Source organism: Curtobacterium sp. MCBD17_023 (assembly GCF_003224415.1).
In the GTDB taxonomy this organism is placed as follows: domain Bacteria; phylum Actinomycetota; class Actinomycetes; order Actinomycetales; family Microbacteriaceae; genus Curtobacterium.
Genome location: NZ_QKLJ01000002.1, coordinates 303,875 through 326,375 on the forward strand (window position 1 = coordinate 303,875; position 22,501 = coordinate 326,375).

A 22,501-nucleotide genomic window follows, 5' to 3' on the forward strand; every position below is an offset into this window, starting at 1 on the left:
GCAGCAGTCCGGACGGGCGCCGGTATGACCGGTTGCAGCAGGACTGGCTCCTGGCGAGCGACATCGCGACCGTCCTCGTGGTGCCGCTCACGTCGGACACCGCCCTGGAGGCGTTCCCCGGCAACGTGTTCGTCCCACGTGAGACGTCCGGGTCGGAGAAGGACTCGGTGGCGGTCGTGTCCCAGATCGGTCCGGTGAGCCGCGAGTACCTCGACCCGTACCCGGCGGGCCGTCTGCCGACCTACCTGCTCCGCGAGGTCGGTGCAGGGGTCCGGCTCGTCACCGGGATCTGAAGCAGCACGCCGTCACCGGTCGAGCCGGACCACCGGCCCGGCGGCGGACTGCCCACCGGCAGCGGAACGCCCGTCAGGCCGCCGCCGCGCCGACCGTCGACGGCTCCATCCGGAGCGCCGGGCAGTGCTCGGGTGTCGGGTGCTCGCTGATGTCGATGACCTCGTCGAGCCGGTCCCGCGCCGCCGTCAGCTCGGCGAGCTGGGCCGTGATCCGGTCGCGCTCCTGCACGAGCAGGGCGAAGCTCTCGGGCGTGGCCTGCCCGGCGTCGACGCACGGCAGCAGTCGGACGATGGTCCGGCTCGGCAACCCGGCGGCGAACAGCTGCTGGACCAGCCGGACCCGGTCGACGGCGTCCGAGCCGTAGGTCCGCTGCCCGCTCGGGGTGCGGGTGGCGGCGAGCATCCCCTGCTCCTCGTAGTAGCGGAGCGAGCGGACGCTCACCCCGGTCTCGGCAGCGAGGTCCCCGATGCGCATGTCGTCTCCGTCCCGGGTTTGCCCCTGACACTGATGTGAGGTCCTACCGTAACCGAGCCGGAGCGGGATGGACCCGTCCGGCGGAAGGACACCATGGACATCACCGGATCGGTCGCGCTCGTCACCGGCTCGAACCGCGGCATCGGACGCCGCTTCGTCGAGCAGCTCCTGGAGCGCGGCGCCACGAAGGTCTACGCGACCGCACGCCGTCCCGAACTCGTCGACGTCCCCGGCGTGACGGTCCTGCCCCTCGACATCACCGACCCCGCGTCGGTCGCGGCGGCAGCAGTCGCAGCGCCCGACGTCACGCTGCTGGTGAACAACGCGGGCATCTCCTCCTCCGGATCGCTCCTCACCGACGACCTCGCCGACGCCCGCCGCGCGGTGGACACGCACCTGTGGGGCACCCTCGAGGTGGTGCGGGCGTTCGCCCCCGTGATCGAGCGGAACGGCGGCGGTGCGATCGTCAACGTCCTGTCGGCGCTGTCCTGGTTCGCCGCCCCCGGCGCCGGCGGCTACTCCGTCGCGAAGGCCGCCGAGTGGAACATGACGAACGCCGTCCGCCTGGAGCTCGCGAGTCGCGGCGTGACGGTGCAGGGCCTCCACCTCGGCGCCGCGGACACCGACATGATGGCCGGCTACGACGGCCCCATGACCGATCCGGCCGACGTCGCCCGCGCGTCACTGGACGGTGTGCAGGCCGGCGCGGCCGAGGTCCTCGTCGACGACTGGAGCCGCATGGTCAAGGCGTCCCTCGCGGCCGACCCGACGGCGCTGACCGACCAGCTCGGCTGACCGGCCGCGGGCGGCACCGCCCGGGGCCGGACGCGGCCCGGGCCGGACGTGGCCCGAGGCGGACGGGAGGCCCGGCGCACGACGTTTCCAGCGCCTCCCGTCCGTCGATGCGGGAGGATGGGGACGTGGACGGACAGGGACAGCAGCCGCGCTGGCGGACGACGTGGTCGATGGTGCAGGTCGGGGTCCTCACCGCTGCGGTGGTCGGGTGCATCGTGCTGCTCCTGACCGGCGACGGGACGCTCGACCGGGTCTACGCGGTCGCGCTCGTGTTCTTCGGGATCGCCCTGCTCGGCCACGTGACGTTCCTGGTCCTCACGAAGCGGGCTGAGCGGGGGCGCTGAGCCGCTCCGGACGCGCTGTGGCCGCGCCGCTGCTCCGTGCCGTTGCTCCGCGCCGCTGCTCCGTGCCGTTGCTCCGCGCCGCTGCTCCGCGCCGTTGCTCCGCGCCGCTGCTCTGGGGCGCGGTTCGCTGCGCGGACCAGGCGTGAGCGCGCACACCACCGCCCTGGCAAGCTGTGCTCCTCATGGAACTCATCGCACCCGAACTCGTCGTCGTGCTCGTGGTCGCGATCGCCGTCGCCACCGCCGTCTCGAACCGGCTGCGTGTCGCGCCCCCGGTCCTGCTGCTCGCCTTCGGTGCGGGGATCGCGTTCATCCCGGTGTTCCGCGAGGTCGAGCTGCCCGCGGACGCCGTGCTGCTGCTGTTCCTGCCGGCACTGCTGTACTGGGAGAGCCTGACGATCTCGCTCCGGGAGATCCGTGCGAACCTGCGCGGCATCGTCCTGATGGGGACCCTCCTCGTCGTGCTGACGGCCGGCGGGGTCGCGACGCTCCTGCACCTGCTCGGCATGCCGTGGGGTCCGGCCTGGGTGCTCGGTGCCGCGGTCGCCCCGACCGATGCGACCGCCGTCGGTGCGCTCACGCGGTCCCTGCCGCGGCGCAACACGACGGTCCTCCGGGCCGAGTCGCTCGTCAACGACGGCACCACGCTGGTGATCTACGGCATCGCGGTCGCGGTGACGGCGGGGGAGCAGGAGCTCACCTTCTGGAACGTGTCCGGGATGCTGCTGCTGTCCTACGTCGGCGGGATCGCCGCGGGGCTGCTGACCTCGTGGCTCGGGATGCTCGTCCTCCGTCGGGTGCACGCGGTCGTGCTCGAGAACCTGCTGACGCTGCTCGTGCCGTTCGCCGCGTTCCTGGTCGCCGAGGCGGTGCACGCCTCCGGTGTGCTGGCGGTCGTCGTGGCGGGCCTGGTCGTCAGCCAGGTCGCTCCGAAGCTCGACCGGGCGGAGACCCGGCAGCAGGTGCGGTCGTTCTGGTCGTTCGCCACGTTCCTGCTCAACGGCGCGCTCTTCGTGCTCGTCGGCATCGAGGCGACGATCTCGGTCCGGGCCCTGACGGGCGGGGAGATCGCGGTCGGCCTCGGGCTGATCGGCGCCGTGTCGGTGGCCGTCGTCGTGCTCCGCTTCGCGTTCCTCAACCTCACCTGGGGCACGGTGCGGCTCGTGACCCTCCGGACGGGAGGCTCGCCCCGCGAAGGACACCGCGACCGGTTGGTGAGCGGGCTGACCGGGTTCCGCGGCGCGGTCTCGCTCGCGGCTGCGGTCGCCGTCCCCCGGATGGTGGAGAGCGGCGGCGCGTTCCCGGACCGGGACCTCATCGTCTTCGTCACCGCCGGCGTCGTCGTGGTGACGATCGTCGGCCAGTCGCTCGTGCTGCCGGCGGTCGTCCGCTGGGCGGCGTTCGACGGCAGCAACGAGGTGGTCGAGGAGCGTCGGTCCGCGGAGCGCGTCGCGATCGAGGCGGCGCTCGACGCCCTGCCGAAGCTGGCGCGCCGCGTCGGCGCCGACGCCGAGATCGTCGACAGGATCCGCGAAGACTACGAGGGCCACCTCGCGCTCGTGAAGGCCGAGGAGAGCGACGACGACGACCACCCGTTGCTGCAGCAGCGCGGGACGGCGGTGGAGCTCGAACTGGCGCTCGTGCGACTCAAGGCGGCCACGGTGCTGCGGCTACGGGACGAGGGGGAGATCGACGACCTCGTGCTCCGACAGGTCCGTGCCGAGTACGACGCCGAGGAGACCCGGCTGCTCCGCCTGGACCAGCGCGGCTGACCGGCTCGACCAGCGCGACCGACCGGCCACGCGGACGGTCCGGTGACTGCGCGGTCGCTCGCGTCAGGTGAGGGTGCCGCGCTCGAGGGTGAGCACCCGGTCGGCTGCGGCGAGCGCCTCGGGGTCGTGGGCCGCGTGCACGACGACCGCACCCCGGCCGGCTTCGGCGGCGAGGGCGTCGAGGACCAGCCGGAGCGAGCGCGCGTCGACGCCGGCGGTCGGTTCGTCGACGAGCAGCACCGCGGCCTGCTGCGCGAGTCCCATCGCGACGAGTGCGCGCTGGCGCTGCCCACCGGACAGTGTGTCGAGCGGGCGGTCGGCCAGCCCGACGAGGTCGAGGCGCGCCAGTTGCTCGTCGACGACCGCGCGGTCGCGGGGCCGCAGGGGGCGCCACCACGGCACGGATGCCCACCGGCCCATCGCCACGGCGGCACGCACGGTGAGCGGCGGGCCCGGGGTCGACACCGACTGCGCGACGTGCGCGACCGAGCGCGGCGACACGCCGCTGACCGTGCCCTCGGCCGCGCGGGAGACCCCGGCGACCGTCTCGAGCAGGGTGGACTTGCCGGAGCCGTTCGCGCCGGCGACGACCGTCACGGCACCGGGCTCGAAGACCGCGTCGGCTCGGTGCAGGACCGCCCGCTCACCTCGTCGGACGGTCACGGAACGGAGTTGGACGGATCGGGGCGACACCTGAGCAGATTAGCAGTAAGGAGAATCATTCCCATGTAGCGTGGTTGCCCGTGACCTGGCTGACCGACCCGTTCTCCGTCGACTTCATGCTCCGTGCCCTCGTCGCCGGAGCCACGGCCGCGGTGCTCTGTGCCGTCGTCGGGACCTGGGTGCTCGTCCGGGGGATGGCGTTCCTCGGCGAGGCGCTCGCGCACGGCATGCTGCCCGGCGTCGCGGTCGCCACCCTGACCGGCGTCCCGGCCGTGCTCGGCGCCGCCGTGAGTGCCAGCGTGATGGTCGTCGGCGTGCAGGCGCTCCGTCGCCGTGGCGGCCTGTCGTACGACACGGCGATCGGTCTGCTCTTCGTCGGCATGCTCGCGCTCGGGGTCATCATCGTCTCCGGGTCCCGGTCCTTCGCCACCGACGTCACCGCGATCCTGTTCGGCGACGTGCTCGCGGTCACCACCGCCGACCTCGGCACGCTCGCGGTCGCAGCCGGTGCCGCCCTCGCCGTCGCCGCGGTGTTCCACCGACCCTTCACGGCCGCGGCGTTCGACCCGCGCAAGGCCGCGACGCTCGGCTTGCGGCCGCGCCTGGCCGAGGTCGTCCTCGTGGCGCTCGTGACCCTCGCCGTCGTCGCCTCCTACCGGGCCGTCGGGACGCTGCTCGTCGTCGGGCTGCTCCTGGCCCCCGCCGCGGCCGCCCGTGCGTGGACCCGCGGCACCGGCCCGACCATGGCGCTCGGCGCGGTGCTCGGGGTGGCCGCGGTCGCGATCGGCCTCCTCGTCTCCTGGCACGCCGGCACCGCCGCCGGCGCGAGCATCGCCCTCGTCGCGATCGTCGCCGTCGTCGTCTCGCACGGTCTCCGCCGTGCGACCCGTCTCCTCGTCCACCGTCCCCGGAAGGAACCATGCACCACCTCCGCACCCGACCAGCCCCGGTCGCCGTCCCGGCAGCGCTCGGTATCGCTGCCGCGCTCCTCCTGACCTCCTGCTCCGCGCCGGACGCCGACCCGCCCGGCGCCTCCGGTGGACCGTCGTCCGCCTCGGCGAAGCCGCACGGGTTCGTCGAGGGCGCGTCCGAGGCGTCCGAGCCCCAGCTCCGGCTGCTGCTCGCCGACGCCGACGGGAGCGTCGCCGTCCACGACCTGCTCGCCGCCGAGACCGAGTCGCTCGACGACGTCCCGGCGCCCGAGCACGCGGCGACGGACGGCCGGTTCCTCGCCACGAGCGACGGGGAGCGGACGACGATCGTCGACGGCGGCGCCTGGACCGTCGACCACGGCGACCACACGCACTACTACGACGCCGCTGCCCGGGTCGTCGGCAGCGTCGACGGCGCAGGGCCGGTCGCGATCGCCTCCTCGGAGTCGACCACGACCCTCGCCTGGTCGGCATCCGGCCGGGCGGTCGCCCTCGACCGCGACGCCCTCGGCCAGGGCGAGGTGCGGGAGACCGCGACGGTCGACGACGCCGGCGTGCTCCTGCCGCTCGGGGCGCTCCTCGTCTCCGGTGACGCCGCCGGGGACCGCGTCCGGGTGCTCGACGCCGAGGGGGAGCCGACCGGCGTCGACGCCGCCTGCGTCGACCCGGCCGGCGGCATCGTCACCCGTGTCGGCGCGGTCGTCGGGTGCGCGGACGGCGCGGTGCTCGTCACCGAGGACCCGGACGGCGGCGACCCGGTCGTCGAGACGGTCGGCGTCCCTGCCGGGTCGACGCTGCCGCGCGCGACCGACTTCGCCAACCGCACCGGTCGGCCGACCGTGGCCGCCCTCGCCGGGGACGCCGGCTACTGGTTGCTCGACACCCGGGAGCGCTCCTGGCAGCACGTCCCGACCGACCGCCCCCTGCGCCAAGTCGTCGCGGTCGACGACACCGACCAGCACGTCGTCGCGCTCGATGCCGACGGACGGGTCCTCGTGTGGTCCGAGGGGGACTCCGCTCCCGTGACGACCGAGCCCCTCGTGTCGTCCGCTGCCGGTGCGACCCTGCAGCTCGACGCGCAGCGCGCCTACCTCTCCGACCCGGAGGAGTCCGTCGTGCACGAGGTGGACTTCGCCGACGACGCCCGGGTTGCCCGCTCCATCGACGTGCCGGTCCGGCCCGACGTGCTCGCCGAGGTCGGCCGGTGACCGGCGTCCGGCGGCTCGCGGTCGTGGCGGCCGTCGCGGTCGTTGCGCTCGGCACGACCGGGTGCTCCGCGGCGGTGCGTGACGACCGACCACTCGTCGCGGTCACGACGAACATCCTCGGCGACGTCGTCGAGCGTGTGGTCGGGGACAGTGCCGACGTCATGGTGCTCATGCCACGCGGTGCCGACCCGCACTCGTTCGAGGTCTCGGCGCAGGAGGCCGCCCGGCTGCGGACCGCGGACCTGGTCGTGGAGAACGGCCTCGGGCTCGAGGAGGGCGTCGCACGCCACGTCGCGGCAGCCGCGTCCGACGGGGTCCGGGTGTTCACCGCGGGGGAGGCGGTCGACGTGCTCGAGTGGACGAGCGAGGACGCCAGCGGCCCCGATCCGCACTTCTGGACCGACCCGGCCCGCATGACCGCCGTCGTGGACGCGCTCGGCGAGGAGCTCCACGAGGTCCCCGGGCTGGACGACGGCGCGCTCGACAGGGCACTCGAGGGCTACCGGGACGACCTCGAGGCGCTCGACGGGGACATGACCGCCGCGTTCGCCGCGCTGCCGGAGGACCGCCGTGCCCTCGTGACGAACCACCACGTGTTCGGGTACCTCGCCGACCGGTTCGGCTTCCGCGTGGTCGGGGCCGTGATCCCGAGCGGCACCAGCCTCGCCTCGCCGAGCGCCGCGGATCTCCGCGACCTCGCCGCGGCGATCGAGGACGCCGACGTGCCGACGATCTTCGTCGACGCGTCCCAGCCCGCCCGTCTCGCCGAGGTGCTCGCGGACGAGGTGGACGTGCACGTCGCGATCCGGTCCCTCGCCACCGAGTCCCTCACCGCCGAGGGTGAGGGCGCGGCGTCGTACCTGGAGATGATGCGCTCGAACACCGACGCCATCGTCGACGGCCTGTCGGTTGGCGGATGAGAATGAGAATCAATACAGTGTTGGTCATGACGAAGAAGACCCTCCTCGCCCCGGCCGTGCTGCTCGGCGCGTCCGCCCTCCTCCTGACCGGGTGCGCCGGCTCCGGGACCCCCGCCGCCAGCGACAGCGCGTCGCCCGGTCCGGACGCAGCGGGCGCCGACACCGGCCACCGCATCGCCCTCACCTACGACGGCGGCCTGCTCGTCCTCGACCGCGACCTGCAGGTCGTCGGTGACCACACCGTCGACGGCTTCACCCGCGTCAACCCGGCCGGCGACGACCGCCACGTGATGGTGACCGTCCCCGACGGCTTCCGCGTGCTCGACACCGCGGCCGGCACCAGCGCGGACTCCGCCCTGACCGACGTCACGTTCCCCGCCGACACCGGTGGGCACGTCGTCGTCCACGGCGACCGCACCGCGCTCTTCGCGGACGGTTCCGGCGACGTCACGACGTTCGACACCGCCGACCTGGCGAGCGCCGTCGAGGGCGGCGGACTGCCGGAGGTCGACACGACCGAGTCGGAGGCCGCACACCACGGCGTCGCGATCGAGCTCGAGGACGGCACCCTCCTCACCACCATCGGCACCGAGGAGTCGCGCTCCGGCGTCCGTGCCCTCGACGCCGACGGTCAGGAGACCGCCCGCTCCGAGGAGTGCCCCGACGTGCACGGCGAGGGCACGGTGGCCGACGAGGTCGCCGTCTTCGGGTGCTCCGACGGCGCGCTCGTGTACCGGGACGGCGTGTTCGAGAAGGTCGACGCCCCGACCGAGTACGGCCGCAGCGGGAACCTGTTCACGACCGAGTCGTCGAGCATCGCGGTCGGCGACTTCAACGACGACCCCGACTCCGAGGGCTACCTCCTCGACCAGATCGCCCTGATCGACGCCGCGACGGGCGACTACCGTGTCGCCGACATGCCGGACGGCGTCGGCTTCACCTTCCGTGACCTGGCTCGCGGGCCGGAGGACTCCGCGGTGGCGCTCGGCAGCGACGGCGCCCTGCACGTGTTCGACGAGGAGACCGGCGAGGAGCTCGACAGCTTCCCCGTCATCGACGAGTGGGAGGGCCCCGCCGAGTGGCAGGACGCCCACCCGGCGCTGAAGGTCCTCGACGACGTCGCGTACGTCACCGACCCGGCCGAGCGCACCGTCACGGCGGTCGACCTCACCAGCGGTGACGTCATCGCCACCAGCGACCGCCTGCCGGGCGTCCCGAACGAGATCGCGGTCGTCTGACCGGTCCGCCGCGACCCGACGGACGGGAGGCTCGCCACCAGCCGGTGACGAGCCTCCCGTCCGTCGTCCGGTCGCCCCGGGCGAACGCGCCTCGGCTCCGTCCGCACTTACGGGGACGCGCCGGGAGCCGATAGTGCGAACTGACCACCCACGGACGGGCGGTCGAACACCTGCCCCACGGACGGCGGCGGGTCGATCGAGAACCAGGACGGGCCATGATCGTCGTCACACGACTCAACGGCAGCGGATTCGCTGTCAACCCCGATCTCGTGGAGCGCATCCAGGAGACGCCGGACACGACGCTCATCATGGTCGACGGGGCGAAGTACATCGTCCGCGAGTCCCTGGCCGAGGTCATCGAGCGGATCGCCGCGTACCGCGCCCGGATCGTCAGCATGGCCTACGGGACGGACCTGCCGTCGGCGCGGGACCTGACCACCACCGGGCCGCAGCCCACGCTCGCCCCCGTGGCGACCCTCCGCTCGCAGGACGGGGGGCGCTGAGATGGACATCGCGACCATCATCGGGATCCTCCTGGCCTTCGGCGCCCTGTTCGGCATGGCGCAGATGGAGCACGTCGAGATGGCGGGGCTCTTCCTGCCCGCACCGATGCTCCTCGTGTTCGTCGCCACCATCGGCTGCGGCGTCGCGAGCACGACCCTCAAGGACGCCCTCGCCGCCTTCAAGACCGTGCCCAAGGCGTTCACGGGCAAGGTGACGCCGCCGCAGACCGTCATCGACGACGTCGTCGGGCTCGCCGAGACGGCCCGCGCGAACGGCCTGCTCGCCCTCGAGCAGGAGGCCGACAAGCACGACGACCCGTTCATGAAGAAGGCCCTGCAGAACATCGCCGACGGCACGGACGGCGACGAGCTCCGGATCCTGCTCGAGGACGAGATCGAGTCGAACGCGGCGCCGATGCGGAGCGCGAGCGCGTTCTTCATGGGCCTCGGCGGCTTCGCCCCGACGGTCGGCATCATCGGCACCGTCGTCTCGCTCACCCACGTCCTCGCGAACCTCGGCAAGCCGGACGAGCTCGGGCCGCTCATCGCGAGTGCGTTCGTCGCCACGCTCTGGGGCCTGCTCACCGCGAACTTCCTCTGGCTGCCCTTCGGCGGCAAGCTCCGCAAGCTCGCGCAGCTCGAGTCCGACCGGCAGACGCTCCTCATGGAGGGCCTCCTCGCCGTGCAGGCCGGCAGCCAGCCTCGGCTCCTCGGGGAGCGCCTCACCGCGATGGTGCCGCCGAGCGCCCGTGGCGCATCGGGCAAGGGCGGGAAGAACAAGTCCGGCGCCGACGACCAGCAGCTGGCGGCCTGACCGTGAGCGCGAACCCCCGCGGTCGCGGACGAGGTCGGAAGAACGGCGGCCACGACGAGGCCGAGCACCCCGACGAGCGCTGGATGGCCTCGTACATGGACATGATCACGGTGCTCATGTGCATGTTCCTCGTGCTGTTCGCGATGTCCTCCGTGGACCAGGACAAGTACATGGCCCTCAAGGAGTCGCTCGCTACCGGGTTCGGCGAGGTCGAGTCGCAGAAGATCGACACCGCCTCGGGGACCATCGTCACGAAGGACGAGGTCGAGGACGGCACGGGCTACTCGGTGGACAAAGCACAGGCCGACCACTCCACGGCGGCGTCCGGTGCCGAGGACACGAACGCCGACCCAGCGGCCGCCGTCGTGCCGGCATCGGCGACGAAGGCCGACCTCGCGGCGGCGAAGGAGGAGCTCGACGACCTGCAGGCCATCGAGCGGGCCATCTCGGGGAACCTCGAGAAGGCCGGGCAGGACGCCAACGTCCAGTTCCGCCTCGACTCCCGCGGCCTCACCGTCCGGCTCGTCGGCAGCGACACGTACTTCGGCACGAACAGCGCCGACCTCTCCGACCAGGCGAAGCAGATCATGGACGCCATCGCGCCGGTGTTGCGCGGTGCCGACCACGACGTCAGCGTCGAGGGGCACGCCGACAGCCGGAACTCCACCGCCCCGTACGCCACGAACTGGGAGCTCAGCTCGGCCCGCGCGACCGGGGTGCTGCGGGACCTCGTCGAACGCGGTCAGATGCCGGCCGAGCGCATCCAGTCCGTCGGCTTCGGGTCGAGCCGCCCCCTGGCCAAGGGGACCCGGGAGCAGGACCTCGCCCTGAACCGCCGCGTCGACATCGTCGTCCTGTCGAACGCCGACCAGGACGTCAGCGCCCTCATGCCGGCGCTCGCCTCTGCGCAGGACGGGGCCCGCACCGGGTAGCGCCACGGCGCCCCAGAAGAGGGGCCAGAGCTGACGGCCGCCCGCCGGTGGCCGAGAGTGCGCTTCGTGACCGAGACCCTGACCGCGCCCGAGGTGTACGACTTCGCGCGCCCGTCGACGCTCGCGCGTGAGCACGCCCGGGTCCTCGAGCTCGCCTTCGAGACCTTCGCCCGCCAGTGGGGCACGCAGCTGACCGCGAAGGTGCGCGTCCTCAGCCAGGTCACGTGCGAGCAGGTCGCGATGATGACCTACGACGAGTACGCCGCGTCGCTCCCCGCGCTCACCGGCATGGTGCTGCTGCCGATCGAGGACGTCGCCGCGAAGGGCGTCCTGCAGGTGCCGCTCGACGCCGCCCTGACCTGGGTGTCGCACTCGCTCGGTGCCTCGAAGCCGCTGCCGACGCCGGAACGCACCTTCACACCGATCGAACAGGCACTCGTCCGCCGCCTCGTCGAGGACGCGCTGGACGACCTCCGCTACTCGCTCGGTGGGCTGCTCGAGCGCCCGGTGTCCGCCGGCGCCTTCCAGTTCAACAGCCAGTTCGCCCAGGCCGCGCAGAAGTCCGACCTGATGATCGTCGCGTCCTTCGAGATCCGCGTCGGCGACCGCATCGCCGACGGCACCCTCGCCCTCCCGGCCGAGGCCGTCCTCCCGCAGCTCGTCGACCGGCCCGCCGACGTCTCGACGGCCGACGCGAAGGCCCTCATCGACGCCCAGCTCGCCGCCGTGCCGGTGGGCGTCGCCCTGCGCTTCGCCCCCGCGACCGTGCTGCCGGCCCAGGTGCTCGGCCTCGCCGTCGGCGACGTCCTGCCCCTGCCGCACCCGCAGCACCGCCCGCTCACCATCTCCGTCGACGGTGAACCCGTCGGCACCGCCGCCGTCGGCGCGAACGGCTCGCGGCTCGCGGGCGTCGTCGTCACCACCACCGCATCGGAGCCGTCCGCATGACCGTCGTCACCTCCACGCTGCACACGACCGCCGCCGAGGCGCTCGCGAGCGCGTTGCCCACCCCCGTCCCGCTCGTCGCGACCGTCCAGCCGGGAGGCCCCACCCCCGACCTGCAGGCGCGCGCGGTCGACGCCGTGGTCGCCTCGTTCGTCGGCGGCGTGTCCGCGGACCTCGCGGTGGTCCTGCTCGACCTGGGCGGCATCACCGCCGCCGGCGGCGTCGACTCCGGGCTCGTCTCGGTGGCCGACGTGCTCCGCCCGTCGCTCGAGGCCGCGGTCGCACCGCTCGGCGCCGGCGTGCTCGGCGAGGGCCGCCGCGAGTCCGCCGCCGCGCTCGTCGCCGACCCGGAGACCGTCGTCTTCGCCCTCAGCGGTGCCGGGGCCCCGGCCGGCTGGGTCGCCGTCCGGATCCGCGAGAACGGCACCGTCGCCGAGACCGTCAGCGCGGCGCCGACCCTGCCCGCGGGCAACCTGGGCCGCATCAACAGCGTCGAGATGACCCTGACCGTCGAGATCGGTCGCACCCGGATGTCCGTCCGCGACGTGCTCGGCATGGAGCCCGGCGCGGTCGTCGAACTCGACCGCTCGGCCGGGGCGCCCGCCGACGTCCTGCTCAACGGCCGCCTCATCGCCCACGGCGAGGTCGTCGTCGTCGACCAGGACTACGCGGTCCGCATCACCAAGATCCTCGACGTCGCCGAGACGGTCTGACCCCGGTGGACACGCTCGTCATCGCGCTCCGCGTCGCGCTCTCCCTCGGCGTCGTGCTCGCCCTCATGTGGGTGCTGCACCGACGCATGCAGAAGGGGCAGTTCGGCGCCGCCCGCGCGCGCGGGCGTCGATCGGCCTCGGTCGAGGTCGTCGGTCGTCAGGCGATCGGCGGCAAGGCGAGCGTCGTCGTGGTCGACGTCGACGGTGAGCGGCTCGTCCTCGGCGTCGCCGAGCAGGGCGTGACGCTCCTCACGAGCGGGCAGGCGCCCGCACCGGAGCTGACGATCGTGACGGGTCCGGTCGCGCTGCCGACGGCCGACGCGTTCGGCGCGGAACTCGACCGGCAGGACCAGGCCGCACCGGGCCTCCCGGCCGTCGCGACCGCCCCGGCCGACGCTGAGGGACGCGTCACCGACCCACTGCCGCTCCGGCCGCGCGGGCGCCGTGCCCACCGGACGGTCCGTGCGGCGGACACGCGGGTCGTCCCGACCGCGGCGCAGCTGCAGGGGTCGATCCTCTCGGCGGACACCTGGCGCCAGGCGGCGTCGGTCCTCCGCTCGCGGTGGACCGGGTGAGCGCCGCCCGCACGGGCAGGCTCCTGCTGTTCGTCCTCCTCGGGCTGACGGTGGTCGCCGGCTTCCTCATGCTCACGACCACCGGAGCGCACGCCGCCGGCGTCGTCGAGCCCACCGCCCCCGCGGCGCCGTCCGCGCCCGCGACCCCGTCGACGGGTGGCTTCAGCGTCGACGTGAACGGGCCGGACGGCACCCCGTCGTCCGCCGTCGTCACGCTCATCGGGATCACGTTGCTCAGCGTCGCCCCGGCGCTGCTGCTCATGATGACGTCGTTCACGAAGATCTTCGTCGTCCTCGCGATGACCCGGAACGCCCTCGGCCTGCAGTCGATCCCGCCGAACCAGGTGATCGCCGGACTCGCGCTGTTCCTGTCCCTCTTCGTGATGGCACCGGTGATCGGCCACGTGAACGACGACGCCCTGCAGCCCTACCTCGCCGGGAAGATCGACTTCCAGCAGGCCGTCGACGCCGGGACCGCACCGCTGCGCACCTTCATGCTGCACCAGACCCGGGACGAGGACGTCGCCCTCATCACCCGCGCGGCCGGTCGGGACAACCCCGCGCGGATGGCCGACGTGCCGATGACCACGGTCATCCCGGCGTTCGTCATCTCCGAGCTGCGCAGCGCGTTCATCATCGGGTTCGTCATCTTCATCCCGTTCCTCGTCATCGACCTCGTCGTCTCCGCGGCCCTCATGTCGATGGGCATGATGATGCTCCCGCCGGTGATGATCTCGCTGCCGTTCAAGATCCTGCTGTTCGTCCTCGTCGACGGATGGGGTCTCATCATCACGTCGCTCATCGAGAGCTACCACGTTGTCTAGCGCGGTCCGGCCCGGGAGGCACCCGTGAACCAGCAGGCGGTCATCGACCTCACCCTCCAGGCGCTCCTCGTCGCGGGGAAGCTCGCCGCGCCCGTCCTCGTCACCTCGCTCGTGGTCGGGTTCGCGATCTCGCTGTTCCAGTCCGTGACGCAGATCCAGGAGGTCACGCTCTCGTTCGTGCCGAAGGCCCTCGCCGTCGCCGTCGCGCTCGTCGTCTGCGGCAACTGGATGATCTCCGAGATGGTCGCGTTCACGCACGTGGCGTTCGACATGATCCCGAAGCTGCTCGGGAGCGGCTGATGGAGCTGCTGTTCGACGCGGCCCGGCTCGAGGGCACGATGCTCGCCGGCGTCCGGCTCGTCGCGTTCTTCGTCGTGGCCCCGCCGTTCTCCTACCGTGCGTTCCCCGGCGTGGTGAAGGTCATCCTCGGCCTGGGGCTCGCGATCGGCTTCGCTCCGAAGGTGACCGCCGGCTACGAGCAGCTCGACACCGCGACCTTCCTCGTCGCGCTCGTGACGCAGCTGCTCGTCGGCCTCGTCCTCGGTTTCATGGTGTACCTCGTCTTCGCCGCGGTGCAGTCCGCCGGAGCGCTCATCGACCTGTTCGGCGGCTTCACGCTGGCGCAGGCGTTCGACCCGCAGTCACAGGTGAACGGCGCGCAGTTCACCCGCCTGTTCCAGATGGCGTCCCTCGCACTGCTGTTCGCCTCCGGCGGGTACCAGCTCATCATCGGGGGACTCGTCCGTTCGTTCGACGGGGTCCCGCTCGTGGACGGACGGTTCCCGATCGACGGCGTCGCCCCGATGCTCGTCGCGGCCTTCGGGCAGATGTTCCTCGCCGCGCTGCAGATCGCCGGGCCGCTCGTGGTCGTGCTCTTCCTGGCCGACGTCGGCCTCGGGCTGCTCACGCGTGTCGCCCCCGCGCTCAACGCGTTCCAGATGGGCTTCCCGATCAAGATCGGGCTCACCGTCCTGTTCGCCGGCGCGCTGTTCATGGCGCTGCCGAGTGTCGTGTCGTCCCTCACCGGCGACGCCGTGCAGGCCATCACGGGCAGGGGGTGACGGCATGTCGGACAGCGGAGAACGCTCCGAACAGGCGACCGCGAAGCGGATGCGCGAGGTGCGCCGGAAGGGGCAGCTCGGCCGGTCGCAGGACCTCAGCGCCTGGATCGGCATCGCCGCCGCCGCGCTGATGTTCCCCTCGCTCATCGGGCACGCGTCGGCCGCCGGACAGCAGCAGATGCGCGCCGTCGCGCTCGTCATCGCCGACCCCACCGTCGGCACCATGCGGCACGTGTTCGACGAGGCCCTCGGCTCGATCGGCGCGACGCTCGGTCCGATGCTCGGGGTCGTCGCGGTCGCCGTGCTCGCCACCTCGGTCGCGCAGGGCGGGGTGCACGTCAAGAAGCTCACGCCGGAGCCCGACCACTTCGACCCCGTCGCCGGCCTCAAGCGGGTGTTCGGGACGCAGGCGCTGTGGAACGGCGTCAAGGCACTGCTGAAGACCGCGGTGGTCGGCCTCGTGCTCTGGTTCGCGGTGCAGGGACTCGTGCCCGTCCTCATGTCGAGCGGGTCCCTGCCGCTGACCAGTGTCCTCGAGGCGGCCGGTGCCGGCGCGGGCACCCTCCTGCAGGCCGCCGTCGCCGCCGGACTCGTGCTCGCCGCCCTCGACGTGTTCGTCGTCATCCGCCGGAACCGCAAGCGCACGATGATGACGAAGCGCGAGGTCAAGGACGAGAACAAGCAGGCCGAGGGCGACCCGCTCGTGAAGTCGCAGCGCCGGTCCCGACAGCTCGCCGCCAGCCGCAACCGGATGATCGCGGCCATCGGCACCGCCGACGTCGTGATGACGAACCCCACGCACTACGCCGTGGCGATCAAGTACGAGGCCGGCAAGTCGGCACCCAAGGTCGTCGCGAAGGGGGCCGGCCCGGTCGCCGACGCCATCCGGCAGAAGGCCGAGGAGGAGCGCGTGCCGATGGTGCGGGACGTCCCGCTCACCCGTGCGCTGCACGCGGCGTGCGAGCTCGGCCAGGAGATCCCGGTCGACCTCTACACCCCGGTCGCCCGCGTCCTGTCCTTCGTCATGACGCTCGCCACGCACGGCGCCGCGAGCGGCACGCACACCCCGCCCCGCCCCACCACCCCAGAGGAGGTCGCCACCGTGCTCGACCCGACCACGCTCAGCGGCGACGTCCGACCCCGCAAGCTCCGGACACCGCGTCCCGCCACCGACCACACTCCCGGAGAGGCCCTCCCCGCATGAAGCGCGCCGACCTGCCGAAGTTCGCCGTCCCGGTGCTCATCGTCGGCATCATCCTGCTGCTGATCCTGCCGGTGCCGCCGTTCCTGCTGGACGTCCTCATCATCTGCAACATCCTGCTGGCGCTGGTGATCCTGCTCACGACGCTCTTCGTGAAGAAGCCGCTCGACTTCTCGGTGTTCCCGTCGCTGCTGCTCGTCGCGACGCTGTTCCGGCTCGGGCTCAACGTCGCCTCGACCCGCCTCGTGCTCGCCCAGGGGTTCGCGGGCGACGTCATCCAGGCCTTCGGGCACGTCGCCGTCGCCGGCTCGGTCATCATCGGCGCGGTGATCTTCCTCATCCTCGTGGTGATCCAGTTCGTCGTCGTCACGAAGGGCGCCGAGCGCGTCGCCGAGGTCGGCGCCCGCTTCACCCTCGACGCCATGCCGGGCAAGCAGATGGCGATCGACGCGGACCTCAACGCCGGGCTCATCACGGACGTCCAGGCGAAGGAGCGCCGCGCGGCGGTGTCCGCCGAGGCCGACTTCTACGGCGCGATGGACGGTGCGTCGAAGTTCGTCAAGGGCGACGCGATCGCCGGCATCCTGATCCTCGTCATCAACCTGGTCGGCGGGATCGCCATCGGCATGCTGCAGAACGGCATGTCGATCACCGACGCGCTGTCGCACTACGGCATCCTCACCATCGGCGACGGCCTCGTGTCCCAGATCCCGGCGCTCCTCATGGCCGTGTCGACCGGCATGATCGTCACCCGCTCGGGCGCCGAGTCCGACATCGGCACGTCGGCGTCCGACCAGCTCTCGCAGTCCCGCACCGCGCTGATGATCGCCGGTGCGGCGGCGATCGCGATGGGGTTCATCCCCGGCATGCCGATCCTGCCCTTCCTGCTGATCGGCGCGGCCCTCCTCTTCACCGGGTGGCGGATCGGCCAGAACGCCAAGCGTGCCGCAGCGACGGCAGCCGAGCAGCAGGCCATCGCGGCCGCAGCACCCCCGAGCGACACCCCCGAGGACCTGCTCGAGCAGATGCGCGTGCACGCACTCGAGATCCTCCTGGCGCCGGACCTCGTCGACATGGTCTCCGGCGCGTCCGACGACCTGCTCGGCCGGGTCCGGGCACTCCGACGGAAGATCGCCGTCGACATGGGCATCGTCGTGCCGCCGGTCCGCACCCGGGACAGCATCGACCTGCCGCCGTCGACCTACGCGATCCGCATCGCCGGCGTCGAGGCCGGCCGCGGCACCGCCCCCGCGCGGAGCGTGCTGGCCCTCGGCGAGCAGCTCGACGGCCTGCCGGGCGACCCCACCGTCGAGCCGGTGTTCGGACTGGCCGGCAAGTGGGTGCCCGCGGAACTCCGGCACGCCGCCGAGATGACCGGCGCGACCGTGATCGACCGGGTCTCCGTGCTCGTCACGCACCTGCAGGCCGTGATCGGCGACAACGCCGCTCGTCTGCTCACCCGCGAGGACGTCAAGGTGCTCGCGGAGGGCGTCAAACAGGTGAACCCCGCTGCGGTCGAGGAACTCGTCCCCGGCATGCTCTCGATGGCCGAACTCCAGCGCGTGCTGCAGGGCCTGCTCGCCGAGCGCGTGCCGATCAACGACCTCGGGCGCATCTGCGAGGCGCTGACCCTCCGTGCGAAGGTCTCCACCGACCCGGAGGGTCTCGTCGAGTCCGCGCGGGCCGCGCTCGGTCCGGCCCTCGCCGCCCGCCACCTGGACGGCGCCGTGCTCCGTGTGATCATGATCGACCCGGTGCTCGAACAGGCGATGCTCGAGGGGCTCCGTCCCTCCGAGCAGGGGACCCAGATCCTCCTCGACGCGCACCGGATCGAGCAGGTGCTCGGTTCCGTGCGGGACTCGGTCCGCGCCGTCGAGGAGCAGGGGCTCTCCGCCGTCCTGGTCTGTGCCCCGCAACTCCGCCCGGCCGTGCACCGCATGGTGTCCGCGCAGGCGAACGGCCTGCCCGTGCTCTCGTACCAGGAGGCCACGGCAGCGGGGTCCACCATCGAGACCGTGGGAGTGGTCCGTGCCGCCGATCCGATCGCAGCGTAGCGGCGCCACGCTCGACGAGGTCCGTGCCGCGGTCCTCGCCGAGTTCGGACCCGCGGCCCGCATCGTCGCCGCCGAGCGGGTGACGACCGGTGGGGTCGCCGGACTGTTCCGCCGGGCGCACGTCGAGGCGACGGTCGAGTTCCCGGACCCCCTCGACCCGCCGACGGCCCGCGTCACGATCGCCGCGTCACCCGCCAGGCGGATCGGCATCGCAGCGCTCCTCGCCGACGCGGAGGCGGCCGAGGCCCGGATCGCGGACGCCGACGGGACCTCCACCACCCGGGCCGACGCCTTCGCCTCGGTGCTCGACGGCTTCGCGGCCGACGGACTGGCCCCGCCGCGCCGGGCCGTCGCCGGTCCCGTGCCGGCCGAGCCGGGCCTCCAGGGCGTCCCGTCCGGGGCGGCGTCCGCCGCGCCCGGTGCGTCGACCACCTCGGTCGCGTCCGCCGTGACGGGAGGCCCGGACGCGGACCCGAGGGCCGCGGACCCGTGGGCCGACCTGCGTGCCGAGCTGCCCGCCCCCGCGGCTCCCGCGCCCGTCCGGACCCCCGCACCCGCGGTCTGCTCGGCCGACGGCGACCTCGTGCTCCTCGTCGGTCGGGCGGCCGACGTCGACGCCGCCGCCGGGGTCTTCGCCAGCAGGCACGGTCTGCGGGCGACACCGGCGTCTGACCGACGCAGCGGGATCCTCGCGCGCGCCGACGCGGTGCGGGACGGCGTGGCGCTGCTCGCGGTCGCGGCGTGGACCGACGTGGCGACGACCACCTCGCTCGCACCCGACCAGGTCTGGGTCGTGGTCGACGCCGGGCGCAAGCACGAGGACGCCCTCGCGATGATCGCCGCGGTGGCGGACGCTCCGGTGCCGCTCGCCGGTGTGCTCGCGATCGGCACCGAGGAGACCGCGACGCCGGACAGCGTGTACCTGCTCGGTCTGCCCGTCCGGACGCTCTGACCGCCCGTCCTCGGGCCGCCGACGGCACCGGGCCGTGTCCCGGACGGGGGCGGCGACGCGGAGTCGCTAGGCTTGCCGGGTGCTGGTACTCACGCGCAAGGTCGGCGAGCGGATCCTCATCGGTGACGACATCGTCATCACGGTGCTCGACTCCCGCGGCGACGGCGTCCGCATCGGCATCGACGCGCCCCGCGGTGTGAAGATCCAGCGCGAAGAGGTCGTCCGTGCCGTGGCCGAGGCGAACGTCGCCGCCGCTGCCGGAGCCGACGACGACGCCGAGGCGCGGCTGCGCGCAGCGCTCGGCGCCCCCCGTCCGCCCGCCGGCTGACGGGCGACGGGGTCGGTCAGACCCTCCGGATCAAGCCCAGCGGCTCGACCTGCTCGGCATCGAGCCGAGCGGCTTGATCCGCGACCTCCGGCCGGGTCCGCCGATCAGGGGCGGGGCTTCTTCTCCTGCTCCGGCAGTCGTCCGGCGGCGCGCTCGGCCTCGTACCACGCGCGGGCCTCGTCCTGTCGTGCCTGCTCCGCACCGCTCGCGATGGGGGAGCGCACGTGCGACGGCTCGTACCCGAAGGACGCGATGAGCTGCGGCACCACCGGACGGAGTCGAGCGACCAGCCGGTCCACGTACGCCGACACGGCCCGGGCCCGCTGCGCCGAGATCCGCCCGTGCAGCAGGTGCCAGTCCAGGTGCTGCTCGACGAGCCCGAGCGCGAACAGGTCGCGGAGCCAGACGAGCACCGTGCGGGTGTCACCCGGCGGGACGTCGTCGATCGCCTCGGTGAACGCCTCCCACTGCATGAGTTCCGCGTGCGCCTTCGACGCCTCGATCAACTCGTGCTGCGAGCGGTTCAGCAGCACGGCGGCGCGGGCGCGGTCCTTGCCGGCGGTGCGGAGCCGCATGCCGATCTCGGTGACCATCGTCTCGACCCGACCGACGAGCAGGGCGCGCTGGGTCTCCGGGTCCTGCAGGTCCGCGACCGAGGCCGCGAGGGACCCTCGGTCGGACACCGTCTGCCCGAGTCGGCGCAGACCGGTCGCGTCCGCCAGCTTCGACCCGACCTGCGCGGCGACGAACTTCGCCGTCGACGCCGCGTCGCGCGGCGCGGCCTTGCGGAAGTCGGTGAGCAGACGCTTGCCGACGAGCTGGAGGAGCACCGTGTTGTCGCCCTCGAACGTCACGTAGACGTCGAGGTCGGCACGGAGGCCCGTGATCCGGTTCTCGGCGAGGAAGCCCGCACCGCCGGTCGCCTCCCGGCACTCCTGCAGCGTGTCGAGGGCGGACCAGGTCGACATGGCCTTGAAGGCCGCAGCCTGCGTCTCGAGGTCCTCCCGGCGCTCCGGGGTGTCCTGCCGGCCGCTGAAGACGTCGTCGAACGTCTGCAGCAGCTTCTCGTGGGCGAACGACTGGGCGAACACCGTCGCCAGGCGGGGGATGAGCCGGCGCTGGTGGCGGCCGTAGTCGAGCAGGACCCCCTCCTGGCCGTCGCCGGTCGGGAACTGACGGCGCTCCATGGCGTAGGTCAGGGCGATCTGCAGCCCGATCTTCTGCGCCACGACCGCGGCGCCGTCGAGGGAGACACGTCCCTGCACCAGGGTGCCGAGCATCGTGAAGAAGCGGCGCCCGGGGGAGTCGATCGGGGAGGAGTACGTGCCGTCCTCGGCGACGTCGCCGTAGCGGTTGAGCAGGTTCGTGCGCGGGACCCGGACGTGGTCGAACCAGAGCCGGCCGTTGTCGATCCCGTTCAGGCCGCCCTTGACGCCGTCGTCCTCGCCGCCGACGCCGGGCAGGAAGGCACCCTCGTCGTCGCGCAGGGGGACGTAGAAGGCGTGCACGCCGTGGTCGACGCCCTGGGTGACGAGCTTGGCGAACACGACGGCGGCCTTGCCGTGCAGGGCGGCGTTGCCGATGTAGTCCTTCCATGCACCGCGGAACGGCGTGTGCACGACGAACTCCTGCGTCTCCGGGTCGTAGGTCGCGCTCGTGGCGATGTTCTGGACGTCCGAACCGTGGCCGGTCTCGGTCATCGCGAAGCACCCGGGCACGTCGAACTCGATGATGCCGGGCAGGAACTCGCGGTGGTTGCGCTCGGTGCCGAGGTGGTGCACCGCGGAGCCGAACAGACCCCACTGCACCCCGGCCTTGATCTGCAGCGACGGGTCCGCGACGGTGAGCTCCTCGAACGCCGCCAGGTTCCCGCCGTGGTTGTCCTGGCCGCCGAACTCCGGCGGGTACGGACGCTGGATCGCGCCGGCGTCGACGAGGATCCGCAGCTGCTCGAGCGTGCGCGCACGGTGCTCGGCGAGGGGCTGCCCCTCGATCTTGTGCAGCGCGGGGTCGCGGACGAGACGGCGGGAGATGCGGCGGTCCTCGGCCCAGCGGCCCAGCAGGTGCTCGGCGAGCAGGTCGACGTCGATGCGGACGTCGGTGTCGGTGCCGCCCGTGGGCGTCCCGGCTGCGGTGTCCCCGGTCGCGTCGGCCTTCGGCGCGCTGACCCCACCGGTGCTGGTGCGGATCGTGCTGCCGGCGGTGGTGCTGCTGGTGCGGCTCGGTGCGGTGTCGACCATCGGGTGCCTCCTGGACTGCGCGGTTCCGGACCGCGCCACTGCCACGGCGGTCCGACCCCACCAGCGTAGGCACCCGTGTTGCGCATGACATGGCCGCCGTGCCGCCCCACAAACACCACCCGGCGTCGCCTCGTCCCGATGGTGGGAACCCTCCAACGCCCGGCGTCCGGCGTCCGGTAGCCTTGACGCAGCCACACCGGCCCCGGACCACGAGGAGTCACCCCATGCTCGAGCTCATCGCAGGCATCATCATCGGCATCGGCGTCATCGGTGGTGTGGGCACCTGCATGGCGGCCGCCGCGATGATGAAGGCCGGCTCCGAGGAGTACTGATCCTGCTGACCGGTCAGGACGCTCCGGCGTCCACCGGCTCGGTCACCGGGTCCATCGGGACCGGGACCAACTGACGACTCTGGACGGTCGCGCGCTCGAAGGGGCCGCGGCCGTCCGTCGTGTACGCGGGCTCGTCGAACTCGACGACCCACGCCACCCGGACCCCTGCGCCCGCGTACCCGGCGAGCTGGGCGCCGCCCGGCGCGACGATGAGCCCGATCGGCTCGTCCGCCCACTGCTCGCCCCGGTCAGACGGCACGATCCGCACGACGGCTCCGATGCCGAGCACGGGCAGGTCCGGCACGCCGGACGCGTCAGGGGCAGCGGGGCGGGGGTCACGACGTCCGAACACGCGACGACCCTACCGCCGCGTGCCCCGGAGGAGCC

At 72.9% G+C, this 22,501-nt stretch carries 25 protein-coding genes; 21 read left to right on the top strand and 4 right to left on the bottom strand.

Annotated features, from left to right (window positions below):
* Positions 1-32: 32 nt before the first annotated feature.
* Positions 33-293, top strand: coding sequence for a type II toxin-antitoxin system PemK/MazF family toxin (locus tag DEI84_RS03990; RefSeq protein WP_110889761.1), 261 nt, complete (start codon positions 33-35; stop codon positions 291-293).
* 73 nt (positions 294-366) lie between these two features.
* On the opposite strand, the gene DEI84_RS03995 is transcribed toward DEI84_RS03990, so the two are convergent.
* On the bottom strand, positions 367-768 hold the full coding sequence (locus DEI84_RS03995; protein ID WP_110889762.1) for a MerR family transcriptional regulator: 402 nt from the start codon (positions 766-768) through the stop codon (positions 367-369).
* A 93-nt stretch (positions 769-861) separates the two neighbouring features.
* Here DEI84_RS03995 and DEI84_RS04000 point away from each other — a divergent pair, with 93 nt between their 5' ends.
* The 3 genes from DEI84_RS04000 to DEI84_RS04010 all read left to right on the top strand — a co-directional run bounded on the left by DEI84_RS04000 (position 862) and on the right by DEI84_RS04010 (position 3,679).
* Positions 862-1,563 (top strand): SDR family oxidoreductase, encoded by a 702-nt coding sequence (locus tag DEI84_RS04000; protein WP_110889763.1) that lies wholly within the window; start codon positions 862-864, stop codon positions 1,561-1,563.
* A 125-nt stretch (positions 1,564-1,688) separates the two neighbouring features.
* Positions 1,689-1,907: a hypothetical protein gene (locus DEI84_RS04005; RefSeq protein ID WP_110889764.1), complete on the top strand. Its 219-nt coding sequence runs from the start codon at positions 1,689-1,691 to the stop codon at positions 1,905-1,907.
* Positions 1,908-2,089: 182 nt separating this feature from the next.
* Entirely contained in the window at positions 2,090-3,679 is a 1,590-nt protein-coding gene (locus tag DEI84_RS04010) for a Na+/H+ antiporter (RefSeq protein ID WP_110889765.1), read from the top strand.
* Between the two features lie 63 nt (positions 3,680-3,742).
* Here DEI84_RS04010 and DEI84_RS04015 read toward each other — a convergent pair whose 3' ends face one another.
* The gene (locus tag DEI84_RS04015) at positions 3,743-4,372 is read right to left on the bottom strand and encodes a metal ABC transporter ATP-binding protein (RefSeq protein ID WP_258371691.1); all 630 of its coding nucleotides are present in this window, start codon (positions 4,370-4,372) and stop codon (positions 3,743-3,745) included.
* Between the two features lie 50 nt (positions 4,373-4,422).
* Between DEI84_RS04015 and aztB the strand changes: the two genes are divergently transcribed.
* From aztB to csrA, 17 genes are all read left to right on the top strand, one after another.
* Positions 4,423-5,337, top strand: a complete 915-nt coding sequence (gene aztB / locus DEI84_RS04020) for a zinc ABC transporter permease AztB (RefSeq protein WP_110889767.1) — start codon at positions 4,423-4,425, stop codon at positions 5,335-5,337.
* Positions 5,262-6,482 carry an ABC transporter gene (locus DEI84_RS04025; RefSeq protein ID WP_110889768.1) on the top strand — a complete coding sequence of 407 codons (1,221 nt, stop codon included), beginning with the start codon at positions 5,262-5,264 and terminating at the stop codon, positions 6,480-6,482. The genes aztB and DEI84_RS04025 overlap by 76 nt, the downstream gene beginning before the upstream one ends.
* Positions 6,479-7,402: a metal ABC transporter substrate-binding protein gene (locus DEI84_RS04030; RefSeq protein WP_181420343.1), complete on the top strand. Its 924-nt coding sequence runs from the start codon at positions 6,479-6,481 to the stop codon at positions 7,400-7,402. The genes DEI84_RS04025 and DEI84_RS04030 overlap by 4 nt, the downstream gene beginning before the upstream one ends.
* Before the next feature lie 26 nt (positions 7,403-7,428).
* On the top strand, positions 7,429-8,640 hold the full coding sequence (locus DEI84_RS04035; RefSeq protein ID WP_110889769.1) for a hypothetical protein: 1,212 nt from the start codon (positions 7,429-7,431) through the stop codon (positions 8,638-8,640).
* Between the two features lie 215 nt (positions 8,641-8,855).
* A complete protein-coding gene (locus DEI84_RS04040; protein ID WP_110824882.1) occupies positions 8,856-9,143 on the top strand; it encodes a flagellar FlbD family protein in 288 nt (95 codons plus the stop codon).
* Between the two features lies 1 nt (position 9,144).
* Complete coding sequence (locus DEI84_RS04045; protein ID WP_110889770.1) at positions 9,145-9,957, top strand: motility protein A; 813 nt, start codon at positions 9,145-9,147, stop codon at positions 9,955-9,957.
* Positions 9,958-9,959: 2 nt separating this feature from the next.
* Positions 9,960-10,889 carry a flagellar motor protein MotB gene (locus DEI84_RS04050; protein WP_110889771.1) on the top strand — a complete coding sequence of 310 codons (930 nt, stop codon included), beginning with the start codon at positions 9,960-9,962 and terminating at the stop codon, positions 10,887-10,889.
* Between the two features lie 66 nt (positions 10,890-10,955).
* Complete coding sequence (locus DEI84_RS04055) at positions 10,956-11,837, top strand: flagellar motor switch protein FliM (protein WP_110825195.1); 882 nt, start codon at positions 10,956-10,958, stop codon at positions 11,835-11,837.
* Positions 11,834-12,547, top strand: a complete 714-nt coding sequence (gene fliN / locus DEI84_RS04060) for a flagellar motor switch protein FliN (RefSeq protein ID WP_110889772.1) — start codon at positions 11,834-11,836, stop codon at positions 12,545-12,547. Before DEI84_RS04055 ends, fliN begins: the two co-directional genes overlap by 4 nt.
* Before the next feature lie 5 nt (positions 12,548-12,552).
* Positions 12,553-13,122: a flagellar biosynthetic protein FliO gene (locus DEI84_RS04065; protein ID WP_110889773.1), complete on the top strand. Its 570-nt coding sequence runs from the start codon at positions 12,553-12,555 to the stop codon at positions 13,120-13,122.
* Positions 13,119-13,946, top strand: coding sequence for a flagellar type III secretion system pore protein FliP (gene fliP, locus DEI84_RS04070; RefSeq protein WP_110900093.1), 828 nt, complete (start codon positions 13,119-13,121; stop codon positions 13,944-13,946). Before DEI84_RS04065 ends, fliP begins: the two co-directional genes overlap by 4 nt.
* A gap of 24 nt (positions 13,947-13,970) precedes the next feature.
* Positions 13,971-14,246 (top strand): flagellar biosynthetic protein FliQ, encoded by a 276-nt coding sequence (locus DEI84_RS04075; RefSeq protein ID WP_110824888.1) that lies wholly within the window; start codon positions 13,971-13,973, stop codon positions 14,244-14,246.
* Entirely contained in the window at positions 14,246-15,007 is a 762-nt protein-coding gene (locus DEI84_RS04080; RefSeq protein WP_110889775.1) for a flagellar biosynthetic protein FliR, read from the top strand. The genes DEI84_RS04075 and DEI84_RS04080 overlap by 1 nt, the downstream gene beginning before the upstream one ends.
* A 4-nt stretch (positions 15,008-15,011) precedes the next feature.
* Entirely contained in the window at positions 15,012-16,211 is a 1,200-nt protein-coding gene (locus DEI84_RS04085; protein ID WP_110889776.1) for a flagellar biosynthesis protein FlhB, read from the top strand.
* Positions 16,208-18,262, top strand: coding sequence for a flagellar biosynthesis protein FlhA (locus tag DEI84_RS04090; protein ID WP_110824891.1), 2,055 nt, complete (start codon positions 16,208-16,210; stop codon positions 18,260-18,262). Before DEI84_RS04085 ends, DEI84_RS04090 begins: the two co-directional genes overlap by 4 nt.
* Positions 18,237-19,214, top strand: a complete 978-nt coding sequence (locus tag DEI84_RS04095; RefSeq protein WP_110889777.1) for a hypothetical protein — start codon at positions 18,237-18,239, stop codon at positions 19,212-19,214. The genes DEI84_RS04090 and DEI84_RS04095 overlap by 26 nt, the downstream gene beginning before the upstream one ends.
* Positions 19,215-19,293: 79 nt before the next feature.
* A complete protein-coding gene (csrA, locus tag DEI84_RS04100; protein ID WP_110889778.1) occupies positions 19,294-19,542 on the top strand; it encodes a carbon storage regulator CsrA in 249 nt (82 codons plus the stop codon).
* Positions 19,543-19,646: 104 nt separating this feature from the next.
* On the opposite strand, the gene DEI84_RS04105 is transcribed toward csrA, so the two are convergent.
* Both DEI84_RS04105 and DEI84_RS04110 read right to left on the bottom strand, forming a co-directional pair.
* Positions 19,647-21,782 carry an acyl-CoA dehydrogenase gene (locus DEI84_RS04105; protein WP_110889779.1) on the bottom strand — a complete coding sequence of 712 codons (2,136 nt, stop codon included), beginning with the start codon at positions 21,780-21,782 and terminating at the stop codon, positions 19,647-19,649.
* Between the two features lie 345 nt (positions 21,783-22,127).
* Positions 22,128-22,466, bottom strand: coding sequence for a hypothetical protein (locus DEI84_RS04110; protein ID WP_146236304.1), 339 nt, complete (start codon positions 22,464-22,466; stop codon positions 22,128-22,130).
* Positions 22,467-22,501: the final 35 nt, after the last annotated feature.